Genomic DNA, 17,080 nt, shown 5'->3' with positions numbered 1-17,080 from the left:
ACTCTATCTGTATGCCCTTGGAGTTGGGCTACCAGGTTGCCAGTCATGTCCCACACCCGCGCCGTGTCATCTGAGGCGGTGACGATGCGCTCTCCATCCAGGCTAAAACTGGCGCTGTTGACTTCCCCTGTATGCCCTTGGAGTTGGGCTACCAGATTGCCAGTCATGTCCCACACCCGCGCCGTCTTATCCCATGAGGCGGTGACGATGCGCTCTCCATCCGGGCTAAAACTGGCGCTGTTGACTCTATCTGTATGCCCTTGGAGTTGGGCTACCAGGTTGCCAGTCATGTCCCACACCCGCGCCGTGTCATCTGAGGCGGTGACGATGCGCTCTCCATCCAGGCTAAAACTGGCGCTGTTGACTTCCCTTGTATGCCCTTCTAACCGATTTTTCTCGCGGATTTTGTAAAGAATAGTCTGTAAAGCTAAGAGTGGACTCGTAGCTGGATATTCTTCTAAAGGGCGGCGATAAACCAGCGCTTTTAATTCTTGCCCAGCCCGTATGGCTGATAATAGCCCATCTATTTGTTGAAACTCAAATTGTCTTAAAGCATTTACTCCTGCCCGCTCTAGTTTTGTACCTATTTGGGCTTCTTCCCGCGCTGTTTCTGCTTTTCTTAGCTGAACCTGCGCTTCTTCAATCTCTTTTTGAACCTTATCCCGTTGTGCTTGTGCTTCTCTTAAAATTTGCCTTTCCTTTTCAACATTTGCTTCTAATTCCTTCATCTGTTTTTCCAGATTTTGGCGTTTTTTTGTTTCTGCTTCTAGTTTTGTCCTTAAATTCTTTAATTCTGGTTCTTTTTGTTGGCGAATTAACACTGCCAAATAATCATGCACTAGCTGATAACGATCGTCTGGGCTTTCTTTAAGTCGCAACACCAAACCGGAGTCCACAACAATCTTTAATATTAAATTTAATTTGCTGTCTTCGGTTTTTAAATTTATTGCTAATATCTTCAAATCTCTCTCTAGTTCATCTTCAGTTTTGAGAGGGCGAGTTCCTTTTTCATCTGTAAGTAAATATAGTACTAAGTTAGCTACTTGCTGATTCTCAGCACCACAGTCTTTAACCACTTCTGCCAGGTAGCGCTTGACTAGTTCTTCTTTTTGACCGCACTTTTGATACTCAGCAACTGTTGTAATATTCTCTGCTTGCAGCTGCGCTCCCACAATCTGCAATTCAATTGGTCGCACTTCCCCTAACTCACCTGCTAAATCCTGCACCAATTCCTTAACTAAATCACGTTTTAAATAAAAATTAGAGCGCTCTGTTAATTGGTGGATAATCGTTTCGGCATCTGCTGGCGAAAAATTTCCTAACGGGTAGAGTGTATTCTTGCTCAGAATGTCATTGCTGATAATTTCCATGCTGGGCAAACGATTGCACTCCAGCAAATAATGTAGGTAATCTTCCCGCAACGACAGGACAACCTTTACTGACAAAATTTTCAAACAGTCTGCCAGAAACTCAAAAAATCGCTGCCTTTCGATAGGAGCAGAATAGACAAAGAAGAATTCTTCAAACTGGTCAAAAATTAATACTATCCGCAGATTGGGTAACTCACTTTGGTTTATCTGTGCCAAGATAGCTGCTGCTGAATCCAAAGGAGTTGTTGAGTGTATCCCCTTTTTCTCCAGTGCTTCTGTTAACAACCTTCCCAATTCTGTAACCCAACTGGTGTAAACGCGTATTAATACAGGCAAAACATCCTGAGTGCCAATGCTTTTCTGCTTAAGCGCTGGTAACAATCCTCCATTTACTAGCGAACTTTTTCCTACTCCAGACTGCCCATGAATCACAATTAGCTTGTAATCATTGCGGCCAATGCGCTCAACCAATTTATTTACATCCAGCAGCCGACCAGAAGCATCAATTTCTTGAGCAACATTTTCCTGAGTTTCAACCTTCGTCAGTGCTAATTCTGCTTGTCGTTGTGGCTGGATTCGACCTGCGCCAACAAATGCTCGAAATCCATACTGCTGCTCTACTGATTGCTGCTGTAGTTTAATTTCAAAGGCTTTGAGATATTGTCTCTGCTCAAAGTAAAACTTCTGTAAATGATTTAAAATATCAAGATACAAACAGGGATTTTCTTCAGAATTACCTTCCTGTCGGGCTTTTTCTAAATTGCTAAGAGCCTCTTCAGTTTGACCTAAATGTTGCTGTGCTTTCGCCAGAATAAATAAATATCGACTGTTGTTAAGTAGAAGAACTTTTTTATTGAAAGTTCGTGGATTATTTAGTAATTGCCTACTATGAATTGATAAATTTTTTAGAGATTTTCTAGCTAACTGCTCGGCATCATGCCAACGCTCCTGTGCTAGAGCTACTTCAGCAAGAAAGCCATAATCTATTGCTAATTTAAGCGGTTCCTCTTGAGTTGGGTAATGCTCTAAAGATTTCTCTCCAAGAGTTTGGAGTTTGCGCCATTCCTGCAAATCTTGAAGAATATCTCCGAACTTAAGAAGTAAATTTACACTTAAATCTGGATAGTGAAGCTGTTCAAACAGATCAAAACATTGTTTAGCGTAATCCCTAGTTTGTTGTAAAATAGAGGAATTTACTTCTCGATATCGAGGAGTTTTTACGTAATAGCAGAAGGCGATATCAATTAGTAGTTTAACTTGTGGCTCTAAATGGTTAATTTGCTGCCAAAGTTCCAAGCTTTGTTTATAATGCTTCAAAGCAGCCTCTATGTTTCGATTTACATATTCGGTTTCGCCAAGTAAGTATTCTATAATTGCTTTAATTTCTAGGTCTAATACTTGCTCACGCTTTTGTAAATCATGACAAGCTAGTTTTATTTCATGGCTAGCTTCTAGATCAAGGATTAAATCCCCCTGAAAAATTTGTTCAGCCTTTTGTCTGAGAAAGTCAATCAATTCGTCAGTAGCGATCGCAAATGCTGTAGTTATCGCCCAACTCTCGAAATCAGGAGCTAGCTGCATCAGCTTCTTCAAGACTTCATCGTTAACCCAGAGAACAAGTGGAAAATGAAAATTCTTCCGAAACTCCTCTCGCACTTGATTAGTTGTAGTCAACAAACGATCCAAGTCGTCCACAGATTCTAAGCCAAATATCATTAAAGCATCTGGCTGTTCTTCCCTGATTTCTGCCTGAATCTTGGCGTAAAGTGTCTTGTCTGATTTTTCTAGTTCAAGAATACGTATATTGACGCTCGTCAGTTCTTGCAAGCGTTCTGCCAGATGCGATCGCAACTTCCTATCGTTACAACGAGCCAAAAGCAGCTTGAATTGATCAACAGAAGTTTCTATTGCCCAAGCTAATTCCTCTAAGGCATTCTCGTTGTTGGCAGCAATATCTACAGCTCTCTCTTGCCACCCTTCATCAAGCTGATTCATCTCACTCATGGCTGCAACTCTTTCGCATCTGCCAAAATCGGATTAATATCAAACCATAATAGGTTACTAATCCGATATTCAAAGACTAACCGACTACGAATAAGCTTTTGGTATCCTTGATCACCACTAACTTTTTTCTGTTGCTTAACTTTACGCAATAACTCCCAGTCATCATCATAAATAGTGATTGTCATCTCATTAAAGCGAGAACGAATTACATCTTCCAGAGTCTGGCGAGATAAAGGAGGAAATTTTCTTTCCTTTTGAATCCAGGTATTCAACAGTCTAAGCAAGTCTCGGACGTGCCCTCCACTAACACGGCACAGTTGGTCTAGGGTTTTAGGACTGTCAAATATTTCGGAAATTTTTTCTAAACGCTGCTTTTCATCCAAATCTGGAAAAGCTCTCGCCAGCACCATCTGTCGTAGCAAAGCGATCCCCGGTTCATAGTCGCTACCATCCTGTTGGACAACTACCATTGGTAACACTTTAGGTTCTTCCGAAAATCGCTGCGTGAGGTTTCCATACTCATTTGAGAACTTTAGGGCTAAAGGCATTGTATAAAGTACATGACAATTTAGCTTGCTTAAAGACTCACCCTGATCGACAAAAAGGTATTCTTGTTGTGGACGACCCCAAGGCTTTGGGCGACTGTCGATGCGGTCGAGGTTATCCACAATCACCACCAATCCTTTTTTGCCCTGTAGTTTCAGTTTGGCGATCGCAGGTTCTAGTAATTCTTTATTAATCGCTTCCAACAGTTCAGTTTTCTTTGGCCCCAGATGCTGGTTGAGTTTCTCCCGCAGGTTTTCATCATTTTTGACTCTGGTAATGATTTCACCAAAACCAAATGCAATAGTAAGCTTTTGGTTTTCTGAAGTGAAACCTAAATCCCCAAGTTTAAGAAGTCCAGGCATTTCGGGAGGCTTTACTTTCAAGCCTGTCACCTCGGAGTTTAAGACATTCCACACTCCCTGTAGCAACTTATTTAGCTTGCTGGGTTCCTCCAGTACAATTTTGTCCAAACTCTGACTGACGCGATATGCGATCGCTAGCAGAACATCTACAATATCGACATCTTCCATTTCTAAGTCTTCACTAGACTCAAAATAAACGACATGGAACCCTTCCTCTTCCAATTCTTTGTTGAGTCGTAATAACTCTGTAGATTTACCACAACCAATATGCCCAGTAAATAAAAAACAGGTGGGGTCATCGGGTGAGAGAAAGGTGATATTGTACTTCAGTTCCTCAATAATCTCGCCACCTCGTACAGAGGAAAAGTCAATATAATACTTCCTATCTTCAGGATTTGCTACGGCCAACGTCTTACCAGGGTCAGTTGCCTTATAAAATTTACGTAAATCTATCGTCATGTCAGGTCACTATAAGTTATGTTTTTAAGCTTTATTACAAGGATACGCTTAACCAAGTAAGTTTTACGAAATTCAGTAGACCGAAAACTTCTGCGATGCCTTCTCTACGAGAGGCTACGCCCGCCGTTGGCGAAGCCCTCGCTAAAAAATAGCTGTACGCCTTATGTGAACTAAGCCACAGGATGCTGTTCAAAAGTAAGGACATTAATGCCAAAACGCTAAAGCAGAAAAATACGCAGAGTATGACTGGTCATTTTAGCCGCAACATGGACGCAGATACCATCAACTTTCTTCCTCAGTAGACGTTCTAAATTACGTCCGGTATTTTGTATCTCGTTAAATACACATCAATGTCGCCTATATTCTCAAGCTGGTGGCTAACTTCCAGCGAGATGGCAAACAAATATCACATCAGAAGAGTACCAGAGCCAAAAAGCCTCTATCCTTGAACTCATTGGCAAAGAAGCCCAATTACGAAGTAAACGGCATCTGCTGGAGAAATTTATCGAAGAGCGGCTACCCACCCTTGAACCCGAAGAAAAAGTCGAAACCGTCTTTGAAGACTTCTGGACTCAAGAACGTGTTGAAGCAATTCAACAACTCTGTGTAGAGGAAAATCTCAAGGTCGAAGCTGTTAATCAAATGATTGCTGACTACAAATTCTCTGGGAAAGAACCATTAAGGGAAACCGTGTTGAGTGCTTGCAACGAGAAACCGAAATTATTAGAGCGTAAAAAATCTTTGCGCGAGTCGTATCAAAATTGCTCGACATTATCAACAAATTTGATGACGCTCTTGGTGAGCTTGGGGAGGAAGAATAAAACAGTTCTCAAAGCACGCGATCTTCAAATTTATACTAAACTTCACAACTTTAATTCCAGACTAAAATTCCCGAACAATATCTTGCCCAATTCCTTAAAATCTGACCCAAACAACTGGAATACACTAATCTTCGCCTTCTCACACACAGGAATAATCAACTTCACCAAATGATAAGGTTGACTTTGATTTGTTCTTGAGGCTATCCTCAACGATTCCATGATTCCCCCTAAATCTCCCAATAACTTCACATCCTTTCCAATTGCTTGTTCAAACACTAACAAAATCAATTGTAATTTTCGGGTTAACTCGATTGAGATGGGTTTATATCCTAATTGGGGAGTAAGTGCAATTAATTCGCTAATTCCTTGAATATTAACTCGATATTTCTCTATTTCTTCTTCGCCTTTAATTTCCTGTCCTAACCACCCGTAACAACGAGAACAAAATCCCGCAGGTGAAAACCTAGCCATCACAGGTAAACGGGCACCACAATGAGGACATTCTTCTATTAATCGCTGTTTGTGAATCAAACAAAATTCTACATCTTTAAATGACCATAATAATGGTTCATAAATAGTTTTGTTCTCCTGCATCCACTCTTCCCAACAACAAGGACACCAAGCGCGGTAGTTCCGAAATAATCCCTTGTCATAAATCATTCCTTTCCAGCTTAAAAAGGTCAAAAAGCGTAAATCCTGACGCATTGTTAACTCTTCTAAGACAGTGACTAACTTTCCTGTCATTTCTCGCATTCCGTTGATAGCCGGTTTAGCATCGCTATTTCCCAATAGGTGACTCAGATTTTTTGCTAATAGCTCAGATTTATCCTCATCTTTGAGAATAAGTGGCGCAATTTCTCCCATAACGAGCTTCTGAGAGGTTAAACAATGCACCTGCGCTAAACGATGGAGATAGCTACTAAGACTTTCTGCGTAGGGAGTTCCCACCGCCACAGGTTCAAGAGAGAATAACCGACTCCGTTGCGGGATTTCTGGAGGTTTTAAACTCCAATGCTCTGAGTAAATTGTCATCCCTCTTGGATTAACCTAAACGCTGGTACTTTAGTTTTAACAGCTAAATTTCAGGAATTAGTTTCCGATTCACCCCTAACCTCGATGCCGTAATTAACAAAGAGGTCGGAGACAGATATCTCCAAAGCTGCGGCTAACTTAACAATATTTTTTAACGAAGGGTTACGCTCTCCGGTTTCGATTCCTGAGATGTAGTTGCGATGAAGTCCTGACTTTTCAGCCAGTTCTTCTTGGGATAAATCTAACTCTCGCCTTCGCCGCCTAATGGCTTTTCCAAAGCGGTACTCAATACTGGGGTGTTTTTGCGTCACACAACAATACTGAACCAGTATCACCATTAAATCTATCTACTATCAGTGGACTTTTGCACAATATGAGTGTTGTAAAGTTAAGTAGTATAGCATCAGGCAAGCAAGTTCCTAACTTTATGGTCTTATTTTGATAGATTCATAAAATAAAGCGCTTTGCGCTTACTAAGGAGTATATGAAAGAGCAATTTGAACAATGGGTTGCTCGCCTTCAAATATCCGAGGCAGGGCAAAAAATTATTGAGAAAGTCCGCTCATCTGAGCCATCCCGCCGCGTTGGTGGCGGTAGCAAGAATGTTTCGGGACGCTACCCTAGCCGCAAGATGGGAGTTACGATTCAATTTGAGTCTCATCGGGTTGAACTGCCAATTATCTATCAGTTAGAACATGATGAAGATGTTCTAGAATTCTACGATCAACCACCACAAATTAAACTTGACTATCAAGCAAGTAACGGACGTAGATTAGGCATTTTACACACCCCAGATTTATTTGTCATCCGAACCAATTCGGCTGGTTGGGAAGAGTGTAAAACTGAGCAGGATTTGAAAAAACTAGCAGAGAAAAACCCCAATCGTTACTTTTACTCTCAAGAAGATAATCAATGGCATTGCCCGCCAGGAGAAGACTATGCTAACCAGTTTGGGCTTTATTACCGCATTCGCTCAGATCGGGAAATCAATTGGGTTCTGCAACGTAATCTGCAATTTTTAGAAGATTATTATCGCTCAGAATCTCTAGTAGTGGAAGAAGCGATCGCTCAATCATTACTTGCAGTTGTGTCATCTCAACCAGGAATCACTTTAACAGAATTACTCAATCGGTCAACAGGAGCTAAATCTGACGATATCTACACCTTAATTATTCAAGAGCAAATCTATATTGATTTAAATGCTACACCACTAGCTGAACCAGAAAGATGTCTAATCTTCCGTGACGAGCAAACTGCTAGTGCTTATAGATTAATGGTTGAGCAACCAAGTGTAAGTCTTCCGGCTATCTCTCCTGTAGTCAATATTGTTACTGGAGCAACTGTTAGTTGGGACGGCAAAGGTTTAAATATCATCCATGTTGGAGAAACAGAGGTTATACTTGGCGCAGAAAATAATCAGTTAATTGAACTCAAAAAAGCTATATTTGAGAATCTGGTTCGCCAAGGAAAAATCACAAGTCTCCAAACACCAGAAAAAACAGCTATTAGCACAGAATCTTGGCAGCGATTTTATCAAGCTAGTCCTGAAGACCAAGCAGAAGCCCTTGAACGCTACAGAACTATAGAACCTTACTTAAACGGCCATCCCCCAGAAAACGAAACAATACCAGCCCGTACCATTCATGACTGGAAAGCTAAATATCTAACTGCAATTCAAAAATACGGTTGCGGCTACATTGGGCTTTTGTCCCATCGCAGTGTCAAAGGTAATCGTCAGCGCAAGCTGCCCGAAGACACCTTAGCAATTATGGAGAAGTTTATTTTAGAAGACTATGAAACTCTTAAACAAAAAAGAATGTGGGAGGTTCACGCGGCTTTAGTTCGAGCTTGCGAAGAAGCTGGTGTAATTGCTCCGAGCTATAAAGCATTTACCAAAGAAGTACAACGCCGGACTGGTTACGAACAGACTAAAAAACGCCAAGGTCGTCGTGCCGCTTATCAGCATGAATCCTTCTATTGGGAGCTTGCTATAACTACCCCAAGACACGGCGATCGCCCTTTTGAAATTGGGCATATAGATCATACTGAGTTAGATGTAGAGCTAGTTTGCTCTGATACAGGTCGCAATCTTGGCAGACCTTGGGCAACATTTCTCGTAGATGCTTATTCACGGCGATTGCTGGCAGTTTACCTAACGTTTGACTCACCCTCATATCGTTCTTGCTTAATGGTGCTAAGAATTTGTGTCAAGCGTCACGGCAGGCTTCCCCAAATTGTAGTGGTAGATAACGGTGCAGAGTTTCACAGTGTTTATTTTGAAACACTACTAGCTACTTTTGAATGTACAAAAAAGCAAAGACCCCCAGCCAAAGCTCGTTTTGGTTCGGTTTGCGAACGCTTATTTGGAACTTCCAATACTCAATTTGTCCATAACTTACTTGGTAATACACAAATAACTCGTAATGTCCGCCAAGTCACCAAGTCAGTTAACCCTAAAAATCTAGCTGTATGGACACTTGGTTTACTTTATGAATATCTTTGTGCTTGGGCTTACGAAGTTTACGATACAGACGAACATCCGGCACTTTTCCAGAGTCCAAGGGATGCGTTTGCTGCGGGTATGGCGATTGGTGGCAGTCGGGTTCACCGCATGATTTCTTACGATGAAAACTTCCAGATTCTTACCCTACCAACGACCTCAGAGGGGAAAGCAAAAGTTCAAGTTGGACGTGGTGTAAAAATTAACTCAATCTACTACTGGTCTAATAGTTTCCGCGACCCCCAAATTGAAAATACCTCTGTGCAGATAAGATACGACCCGTTTAATATTGGTATCGCTTACGCCTTTGTTCGAGGACAGTGGGTACAGTGTATCTCTCAATATTATGCAGAACTCCAAGGTCGTTCAGAAAAAGAATTGAAGTTAGCTAGTATCGAATTACGCAAACGCTCTTCAAATCATGCACAACAATCTAAAGTTTCGGCTAAGAATTTAGCAGAATTTTTAGCATCGGTAGAAGCTCAAGAAGCTCTATTAGAACAGCGTTCCTATGATGCAGAAGTTAAGGAAGTCTTTAGAGTAATTGAGGGTGGAAAAGCGACAACAAGCCGTAACGGACAATCAAAACTTATTCAAGTTCCTTTTGGCAATACCGATTCTCAAGCGGATGAAGATGAAGCGATCGTCCCAGAAACACTTCTAGTGTATGAGGAATTTTAATTATGACAAGACTTAATGGATTTCCTCTTGAACTCCTCACACAACCTACTACAGAAAGGCTTGCTTACTTTAAGGATTACACCGTAGCGCATCCTCGACTTAAAGAAGTCTATGAAATTCTCATGCGAACAATTGCCGAACCCGCAGGAGCATCATTTATCTTTGTTTATGGCCCTAGCGGTATCGGTAAAACAACTTTGTGGCTCCGTGTTGAGCAGAAGTTAAAGGAACTGGCATTACCTAAACTGGAAAGCGATCGCGCTCGTGTTCCTGTTGTTGGTATTGAAGCTGTAGCTCCAGAATCGAGATACTTCAACTGGAAAGAATACTACACACGCGCCTTAATTACCTTGGAAGAACCATTAATCGATCACAAGTTTGATTACGGTGTGCGTGGTATCTCTCGCGATAATTTTGGCAAAATTAGTGTTGAGTCAAAAGTAGTTGCACCTGCTCTACGCAGAGCTTTAGAAAATGCTCTCATCCACCGTCATCCAGACGTATTTTTTGTAGATGAAGCACAACATTTTGGTAAGGTGGCAAGCGGATACAAGCTACAAGATCAATTAGACTGTCTCAAATCTTTAGCAAATATGACAGGCATCTTGCACTGTCTATTAGGAACATACGAATTATTGACATTCCGTAATTTGAGCGGTCAACTCTCACGTCGTAGTGTTGATATTCATTTCCGCCGTTATTGTGCTGATAGCCCAGAAGATGTACAGGCTTTTAAGAGTGTGTTGTTAACTTTTCAACAGCATCTGCCATTAGCAGAAACTCCAAATTTAGTCGATCATTGGGAATATTTTTACGAACGTACTTTAGGATGTATTGGCACACTGAAAGATTGGCTAACACGCGCTCTTAACGATGCTCTAGATCGAGAAGCAACAACAATCACTCTTAAAGATTTACAAAAACGTGCTTTGTCGGTTGCTCAGTGTCAGAAAATGTTCAAGGAAATTCAAGAGGGTGAACGACAATTATCTGAGACAGAAGCAGATGTGCAAAACTTACGCTCTCTTTTAGGACTGAGAATGAAACCAATCGGGCTACCAGAAGAAACCCCAAAAACTACTCGTCCGCCAGGAAAGGTTGGCAAACGCAAACCAAAAAGAGACCCTATTGGAGTGCAGCAAGATGTTAACTAATGGACTAACAACATACGAATCTTGGGATTTAAAAAAGGTTTCCATTCCATCTCGCAGTCATTTGTATCAATTAGAGCCTGTTGGCATTAGAACACCAATGGTGGAAAGCCTTACAGGATACATAGAAAGATTAGCAGAGGCTCATTGTGTACCTCCAGATGTATTAATTTCACGAACTATTACACCACTACTAAAACAAATATTTTTGAAATCCCGAACTAGTAGAGATTTACGTTCTCTTTTCGACCGTGCTACAGCTATAAATGGTACAGGAAATATAGTAATAGATTTAGTACAAGCACTTCAGCAGCTAACGCTTATAGAAGATTTGCACTTGCTGACCCTGCTATTTTGGTCTGAAATTATTCCCACGCGCAATTTGTTTCGTACCCAAAGCGCTTGGTGTACTGTATGTTATGAAGAATGGCGTTTAGCTAAACAAATAATTTATAAACCACTACTTTGGACTATAAATTCAGTAAAAGTATGTCCTTTACACAAAATATATTTATGTTTGCAATGTCCTCGCTGTCAGCAGGAGTTGCCACTACTAAGTTGGCGATCGCGACCTGGTTACTGTTCCAAGTGTGGTGGTTGGCTAGGTTTGAATCTTCCTGTCAAGTCCTCCTCAGAAATTACGGATTGCTCAACTTTATCTAAAGAAGAATTACATTCGCAAACTTGGATAGTAGAGGTTATTGGAGAATTAATTTCTTCCACCCTATCTTTTAATTCTCCACCAGCAAAAGAAGAAATTGCCAAATCTTTGAGTCTAGTCATAAATGCAGTGACTAATGGCAATATAGCTGAGTTTGCCCGGTTGATGGGAATACCGAAGAATACTTTATGGATGTGGCAGACTGGTAAAGCTTTACCAGTGCTTGATATACTTGTCAAAATTTGTTATCGCTTAGAAATATCTCTGCTAGATTTACTAAAACCAGAACAACTTGCCGCTAAATCTTTTACGAAAATCTCACACAAAACCATTCGGCGATCGCCCACACTAAGAGCATCTCCAAAACTTTTCGACGCTAATCAAGTACAAGATACCTTGCTAGCAATCCTTGCAAGCGACAACCAGCCACCACTGACAATGGAAGAAGTAGCTACAGGTTTAGGATACGATAGGCGGACAATTTTCAGCCACTTTCCAGATTTATGCCGTGCCATTTCTGCCAAATACCGTAGTTATGGTAAAGCATGTCACACACAAAAGATACAGCAGTCTTGCAGAGAAGTTAAGCAGATTGTACTTAAGTTGCATAATCAAGGAGAATACCCCTCAGAAGCTCGTGTGTCTGAAATAATGACTCATCCTGGATATCTCCGTTACAAACAGGTTCGTGCTGCTTTAAATGAAACACGACGTGAAATTGGAGTGTAAAGCTATTAAACTTAAAAGGGCAGAGTAAGTTGGCTTCTTTCTCTACACCTGGAAAATTGGAAGCATAACTTTGCCGCTCCCTATTGGAACCATAAGCTTGCCGTTGCGGCAAAGTTATGGGTAAAGTCACAAGTACATTCACGAATTTTTGAATGTACAGAAATGGACGTAACTGGATTCGAACCAGTGACCTCTACGATGTCAACGTAGCGCTCTAACCAACTGAGCTATACGTCCTTAACCACACGAATATTGATAGTAGCATATACTTTTACGATCGCACAAGATGAAGACCCAAGCTTTTTTAAGGGGGTTTTAGATTTTGAGTGCGTAAGTCCTAATTTCAAATAAAATCCTTATTATTTCGTTACAATCAGCTTGTGCGTTAAGCATTCAAGAGTTATCAGCCATGAAATTGATTTCCGATCCACCGATTCCTGTAAAAATTCAAAAAATGAAGGAACGGGTGCGGTGGATGCATCCAAGTTTTGTGCAAGGGGGAATTGACCAAACCAGCATGGTTATTGACGATCGCAGGGAAGATAGTCCAGAATTTTCCTTTATGGTTATTGGTGATTCCGGCACCAAATCCCATTCTCGCCATCACCCCCAACGAAAAGTTGCCGAATTGATGCTTCCTCACCGGGATGATTGCAGTTTTGTGTTGCACACAGGTGATGTAATCTATGTGGTTGGTTCCCAAGAATATTATTCAACAAACTTTATTGAGCCTTACCGGGAATTTATTGTCGGTGGTGACAAGCCGAAAAGCATTCCTTATGACCGCATGGTGTTTAATATGCCATTCTTGCCAGTGCCAGGTAATCATGATTATTACGATGTGCCGTTGATGTACCGTTTAGTTACTGGTACAACATCTTCATTACGTCGCCTGTTCCGCTACAAAGATATCGAGATTGGCTGGCATGGATCGTATCAAGGAAATGCTTATGCGCGGGCATTTATGGACTATACCCAAGCGATCGCTTCCCCACAAGAGTTAGAACGTCATTTAGATCGACACTACACTGGTAAGACCGATACAGGGCGGTGTTTGCGTTACGAACCCGGACAATTTACCCGCTTACCCAATCGCTATTACACCTTTCGTTATGGCGGGATTGACTTTTTCGCACTGGATTCTAATACCTTTAATACACCATCACCTTTACCTGCAACTGAAGAGGGGGAAATTTACCGCCGGGAATTGCAAAAGCGTCGCCAGGAAATAGATCGAGAAGAATTGCAGATTTTGGGAATATGCGATGGCCTCAACCCAGATAAACCCGCCGAAGCTGAAGAACTCGATGAACTTAGCGCCAAACTAGACCAAATAAACGAGATCAAAATCGATATTGAAAAACAGTTGGCATCTCATAAAATGCCTGGGATTGACTTTGAACAACTTGAATGGTTGCGAAGCAGACTAATCGAATCTTGGAACACCTCCGAAGTGCGCGGACGTGTAATCTTTTTCCACCATCCGCCATTCGTTACAGAAGCTACTAAATGGAATCAAGCACAAACCTTGGCGGTTCGTCACCGCTTGCGCTGGGTGTTTGAACAAGTGGCAGAAAATCTTGGTTCTCTAATTAAAGAACGTCCCATAGTCGATTTAATTTTAAATGGTCACGCTCACTGTTTGGAGCATCTTCGCACAACTGATACTGGATTTGCTGACTCTCACATTAACTGCATTATCTCTGGTGGTAGTGGTCATCGTCCCCGCTATCAAAGACGAAAGGGGACTGAATTGATGGAGACTTTTACGGATATTGCAGGTAAACCCACTCGGAAAGTTGCCGATTCAACGCTTTTTGTGGGTCGTCATGATGACAATTTCCAGAACCGCCTACCTTACTCATGTGTGCGGATTGATGTTCTGGATGGTAGCCCGCCTAAGTTTATCATCAGACCGTTGGTTACTGAACGTATTGAAGATGAGTGGTACAACCGCGAACTTGAACCTTTTGTAATTTAAACGGGATGCGATGCCTATGGCGGTAAACTACGCGCCTTAATCACTTGAAAATCAAATCTAAACGTTGCTGGGTTGCTTTGAGTGAGTCTGCTGGCGAACTTTTACCTAACAATACAGATTCAATCGCCCGACCTATACTGTCAGAAATCCGATTGTAACCAGGAAATATGGGACGCGATCGCCCATATTTAGCTTGATCTAAAAATACCTTCACCTGTGGTATTTTTTTGATAAAATCCTGATATTTTGGACTTTCACGAGACTTCAAATTCACCGGTAAATAGCCAGTTCCCAATGCTAATTCTGTCTGAAATTCTTCACTCAAAGCATACTCAACAAACTGAAAGGCTGCTCTTTCACGTTTCGGTGTAGTTTTGAAAAAGAAGAGATTCTCACCACCAATAACAGTAGCAGGTTTTTGTCCAACAGGAATTGGAAAAACATCAAAATCGACACCAGTCTCTTGAAATTGCCCCAGAGTCCAAGGGCCATTTAATTGCATTGCAACTTTACCACTGAGCAAGTCATCTGTCTCATAACCCCGTTCTGGGCCAGATAAAATGGCGGAACCATCCGTAATTAAATCACGCCAGAATTGCAAAGCTGCGATCGCGCCTTGATTATCTTGCAAATTTACTGCTGCTGCATTCTGTGAATCACCACTCACCAACTCGCCGCCAGCACTCCACATAAACGGCAACCAGGTGAACACTGTAAATTCTCCCTTTCCTAAAGGTAGAAACATCCCATATTGATCGGTTCGTCCATCGCCATTGGTATCACGAGTTAATTTCTTGGCAACTTGTGCAAACTCCTGCCAAGTCCTGGGTAATTCAGTAATTCCTGCTGCCTTAAACAAACTCGGACGGTAAAAAATACCAACATTATTTGTAGCAAAGGGCACAGACCAAATTTTACCGTTGTATTTCATCGATCCATACAAAGCGGGGTCAATTTCGGCTTTGATTGGAGATTTTTCGAGCAGTTTATCCAAAGGTAAAAGCGCATTGAGTTCTACCAATTGACCTGCGATCGTCGGATTGTACCACAATAAATCTGGGGGTGCATTTCCTACCACTGCTGCTAAAATCTTGGGCGTTTGCTGATCCTGTTGCCCAACATAAAGCGACTCTACTTGAATATCTGGGTGGGATTGATTGAATTTGTCTACTAGCTTTTGCAGCACATCCCGATTTGGCGGCGGATTTACACCTTGCCACAGGGTTAAATGAATTACTTTATCTTCCTTAATAACAGGTAGAATACTTTGACATCCAACTAAAGCTATTATGCCTACGAATAATACAAGCAGTAATCTCCTAAGATAATTTGACACTTTCTTTCTTTTTCGCTTGGCATAGCGAGGAGGCGAAAAAAAATTGTGCATAATGTTGATTAAAATGATTGATCGATTCTCGTAGCTGCTTCAACATAACTTTGCCACTTTGATGTAGAGTTGCACAATTATCTTAAGTCATGGTTTTTGCCAGCGTTTATATCCTAATCTTGAATAGAGTTTTGATAATTTCAGATTATGGCAGGACACAGTAAATGGGCAAATATTAAGCGCCAAAAAGCGGTAGTAGATGCAAAAAAGGGGAAAACCTTCACTCAGTTATCGCGGGCGATTATTGTGGCGGCTAGAAGCGGCGTACCAGATCCGGCGTTGAATTTTCAACTTCGCACGGCAATTGACAAGGCAAAAGCAGCGAGTATCCCCAATGATAATATTGAACGAGCGATCGCTAAAGGGGCAGGCACTTTTGGCGGTGATAACGCTATCTTTGAGGCGATTCGCTACGAAGGCTATGGCCCTGGTGGTGTAGCGATTTTGATCGAAGCCTTCACAGATAATCGCAATCGCACTGCTGCTGACTTACGTGTAGCTTTTAGTAAAAATGGTGGCAATCTTGGTGAAACAGGTTGCGTTAGCTGGATGTTCGATCAAAAAGGCGTTTGTGTCGTGCAGGGTGTGATTGACGAAGAACAGCTTTTAGAAGCATCCCTCGAAGGCGGTGCTGAATCTTATGAGATGACTGAAGATGAGATGGCTGAAGTTTTTACTGATATTGGCAATTTAGAAACCCTTAGTCAGACGCTCAAAAATCAAGGCTTTAAGGTAACTGATGCCGAATTTCGCTGGATTCCTAGTAATAGTGTAGAAGTTACCGATCCAGATCAGGCGCGATCGCTTTTCAAGTTAATTGATACTCTAGAAGGCTTGGATGACGTGCAAAATGTCACAGCTAACTTCGACATAACAGAAGAATTGATGACTCTTAGCATTTCTTAATCAAAATTTTCACAGAGCAAAATGTTACATCTAATTTGGAAATACCAGCAACTCTGATTATCCAAGTATTCTCTATAATTCCGATATTTGACGGTTGTAAAAATAGACATGAAAGATTCATATCAATTACAAACTCATGACATATACCTATTGGATAGTTAGATTGTTGATTAGTTGATGAGGAATTTCAAGTGAATAAGTTCGCTAAAGCTTTACTTTTGGCTTTAATTTTTGCTGCGCCTGTAACCGCTTTTGCATCTCAAGCTCAAGCTAAAACTATCCACCATGTTGCTGCCACAAAATCTAGCAAAATTAAACAAGTTAAACACCACAAACATCACAAACATCATGCTAAAAATATAGCTCCTAAAACTCATAAATAGTTACTATTATGTGCAGCAGTTTCTAGTAGCTCTGTAATAAAGTTTAGTGTTGGTTTATCTGAAAAAATAACTGCATTATTTAATCCCGTTGAAATCCCTACCAATCA

Annotated in this window: 11 protein-coding genes, 1 tRNA gene and 1 pseudogene; 7 read left to right on the top strand and 6 right to left on the bottom strand. The window is 41.3% G+C overall.

From position 1 onward, the window contains the following. A partial coding sequence (locus tag IQ274_RS19385; protein WP_194143152.1) for a hypothetical protein occupies nt 1-3,374 on the bottom strand: 3,374 nt, incomplete at its 3' end. After that, nucleotides 3,371-4,741, bottom strand: a complete 1,371-nt coding sequence (locus IQ274_RS19380) for a P-loop NTPase fold protein (protein WP_194143151.1) — start codon at nt 4,739-4,741, stop codon at nt 3,371-3,373. The genes IQ274_RS19385 and IQ274_RS19380, both read right to left, overlap by 4 nt. Before the next feature lie 405 nt (nt 4,742-5,146). On the opposite strand from IQ274_RS19380, the pseudogene IQ274_RS37425 reads away from it, so the two are divergent. After that, nucleotides 5,147-5,434: pseudogene (locus IQ274_RS37425) on the top strand (type I restriction endonuclease subunit R, EcoR124 family); the annotation flags it as partial. A 170-nt stretch (nt 5,435-5,604) separates the two neighbouring features. Here IQ274_RS37425 and IQ274_RS19370 read toward each other — a convergent pair. Both IQ274_RS19370 and IQ274_RS19365 read right to left on the bottom strand, forming a co-directional pair. Further along, complete coding sequence (locus tag IQ274_RS19370) at nt 5,605-6,594, bottom strand: TniQ family protein (RefSeq protein ID WP_194143150.1); 990 nt, start codon at nt 6,592-6,594, stop codon at nt 5,605-5,607. Between the two features lie 50 nt (nt 6,595-6,644). Then, entirely contained in the window at nt 6,645-6,932 is a 288-nt protein-coding gene (locus IQ274_RS19365) for a helix-turn-helix domain-containing protein (RefSeq protein WP_194143149.1), read from the bottom strand. Nucleotides 6,933-7,078: 146 nt separating this feature from the next. On the opposite strand from IQ274_RS19365, the gene IQ274_RS19360 reads away from it, so the two are divergent. The 3 genes from IQ274_RS19360 to IQ274_RS19350 are packed head-to-tail and all read left to right on the top strand — an operon-like array spanning nt 7,079 to nt 12,316. Continuing rightward, on the top strand, nt 7,079-9,775 hold the full coding sequence (locus IQ274_RS19360) for a TnsA endonuclease C-terminal domain-containing protein (protein WP_194143148.1): 2,697 nt from the start codon (nt 7,079-7,081) through the stop codon (nt 9,773-9,775). A gap of 2 nt (nt 9,776-9,777) precedes the next feature. Further along, the gene (locus IQ274_RS19355) at nt 9,778-10,929 is read left to right on the top strand and encodes an ATP-binding protein (RefSeq protein ID WP_194143147.1); all 1,152 of its coding nucleotides are present in this window, start codon (nt 9,778-9,780) and stop codon (nt 10,927-10,929) included. After that, nucleotides 10,919-12,316 (top strand): helix-turn-helix domain-containing protein, encoded by a 1,398-nt coding sequence (locus IQ274_RS19350; protein ID WP_194143146.1) that lies wholly within the window; start codon nt 10,919-10,921, stop codon nt 12,314-12,316. The genes IQ274_RS19355 and IQ274_RS19350 overlap by 11 nt, the downstream gene beginning before the upstream one ends. 163 nt (nt 12,317-12,479) lie before the next feature. Here IQ274_RS19350 and IQ274_RS19345 read toward each other — a convergent pair. Then, nucleotides 12,480-12,553: transfer RNA gene (locus IQ274_RS19345), tRNA-Val, on the bottom strand. A 172-nt stretch (nt 12,554-12,725) separates the two neighbouring features. Between IQ274_RS19345 and IQ274_RS19340 the strand changes: the two genes are divergently transcribed. Further along, nucleotides 12,726-14,297: a metallophosphoesterase family protein gene (locus tag IQ274_RS19340; RefSeq protein ID WP_194143145.1), complete on the top strand. Its 1,572-nt coding sequence runs from the start codon at nt 12,726-12,728 to the stop codon at nt 14,295-14,297. 40 nt (nt 14,298-14,337) lie between these two features. Here IQ274_RS19340 and IQ274_RS19335 read toward each other — a convergent pair whose 3' ends face one another. Further along, nucleotides 14,338-15,684 carry an ABC transporter substrate-binding protein gene (locus IQ274_RS19335; RefSeq protein ID WP_228058256.1) on the bottom strand — a complete coding sequence of 449 codons (1,347 nt, stop codon included), beginning with the start codon at nt 15,682-15,684 and terminating at the stop codon, nt 14,338-14,340. Nucleotides 15,685-15,831: 147 nt separating this feature from the next. Between IQ274_RS19335 and IQ274_RS19330 the strand changes: the two genes are divergently transcribed. Continuing rightward, a complete protein-coding gene (locus IQ274_RS19330; RefSeq protein WP_194143144.1) occupies nt 15,832-16,590 on the top strand; it encodes a YebC/PmpR family DNA-binding transcriptional regulator in 759 nt (252 codons plus the stop codon). A 191-nt stretch (nt 16,591-16,781) separates the two neighbouring features. Then, on the top strand, nt 16,782-16,973 hold the full coding sequence (locus tag IQ274_RS19325) for a hypothetical protein (RefSeq protein ID WP_194143143.1): 192 nt from the start codon (nt 16,782-16,784) through the stop codon (nt 16,971-16,973). Nucleotides 16,974-17,080: the final 107 nt, after the last annotated feature.

The organism is Nostoc sp. LEGE 12447 (genome assembly GCF_015206985.1).
GTDB lineage: Bacteria > Cyanobacteriota > Cyanobacteriia > Cyanobacteriales > Nostocaceae > Nostoc.
The sequence above is the reverse complement of the archived record's forward strand: the minus strand, read 5'-3'. Positions and strand labels throughout refer to the sequence as shown.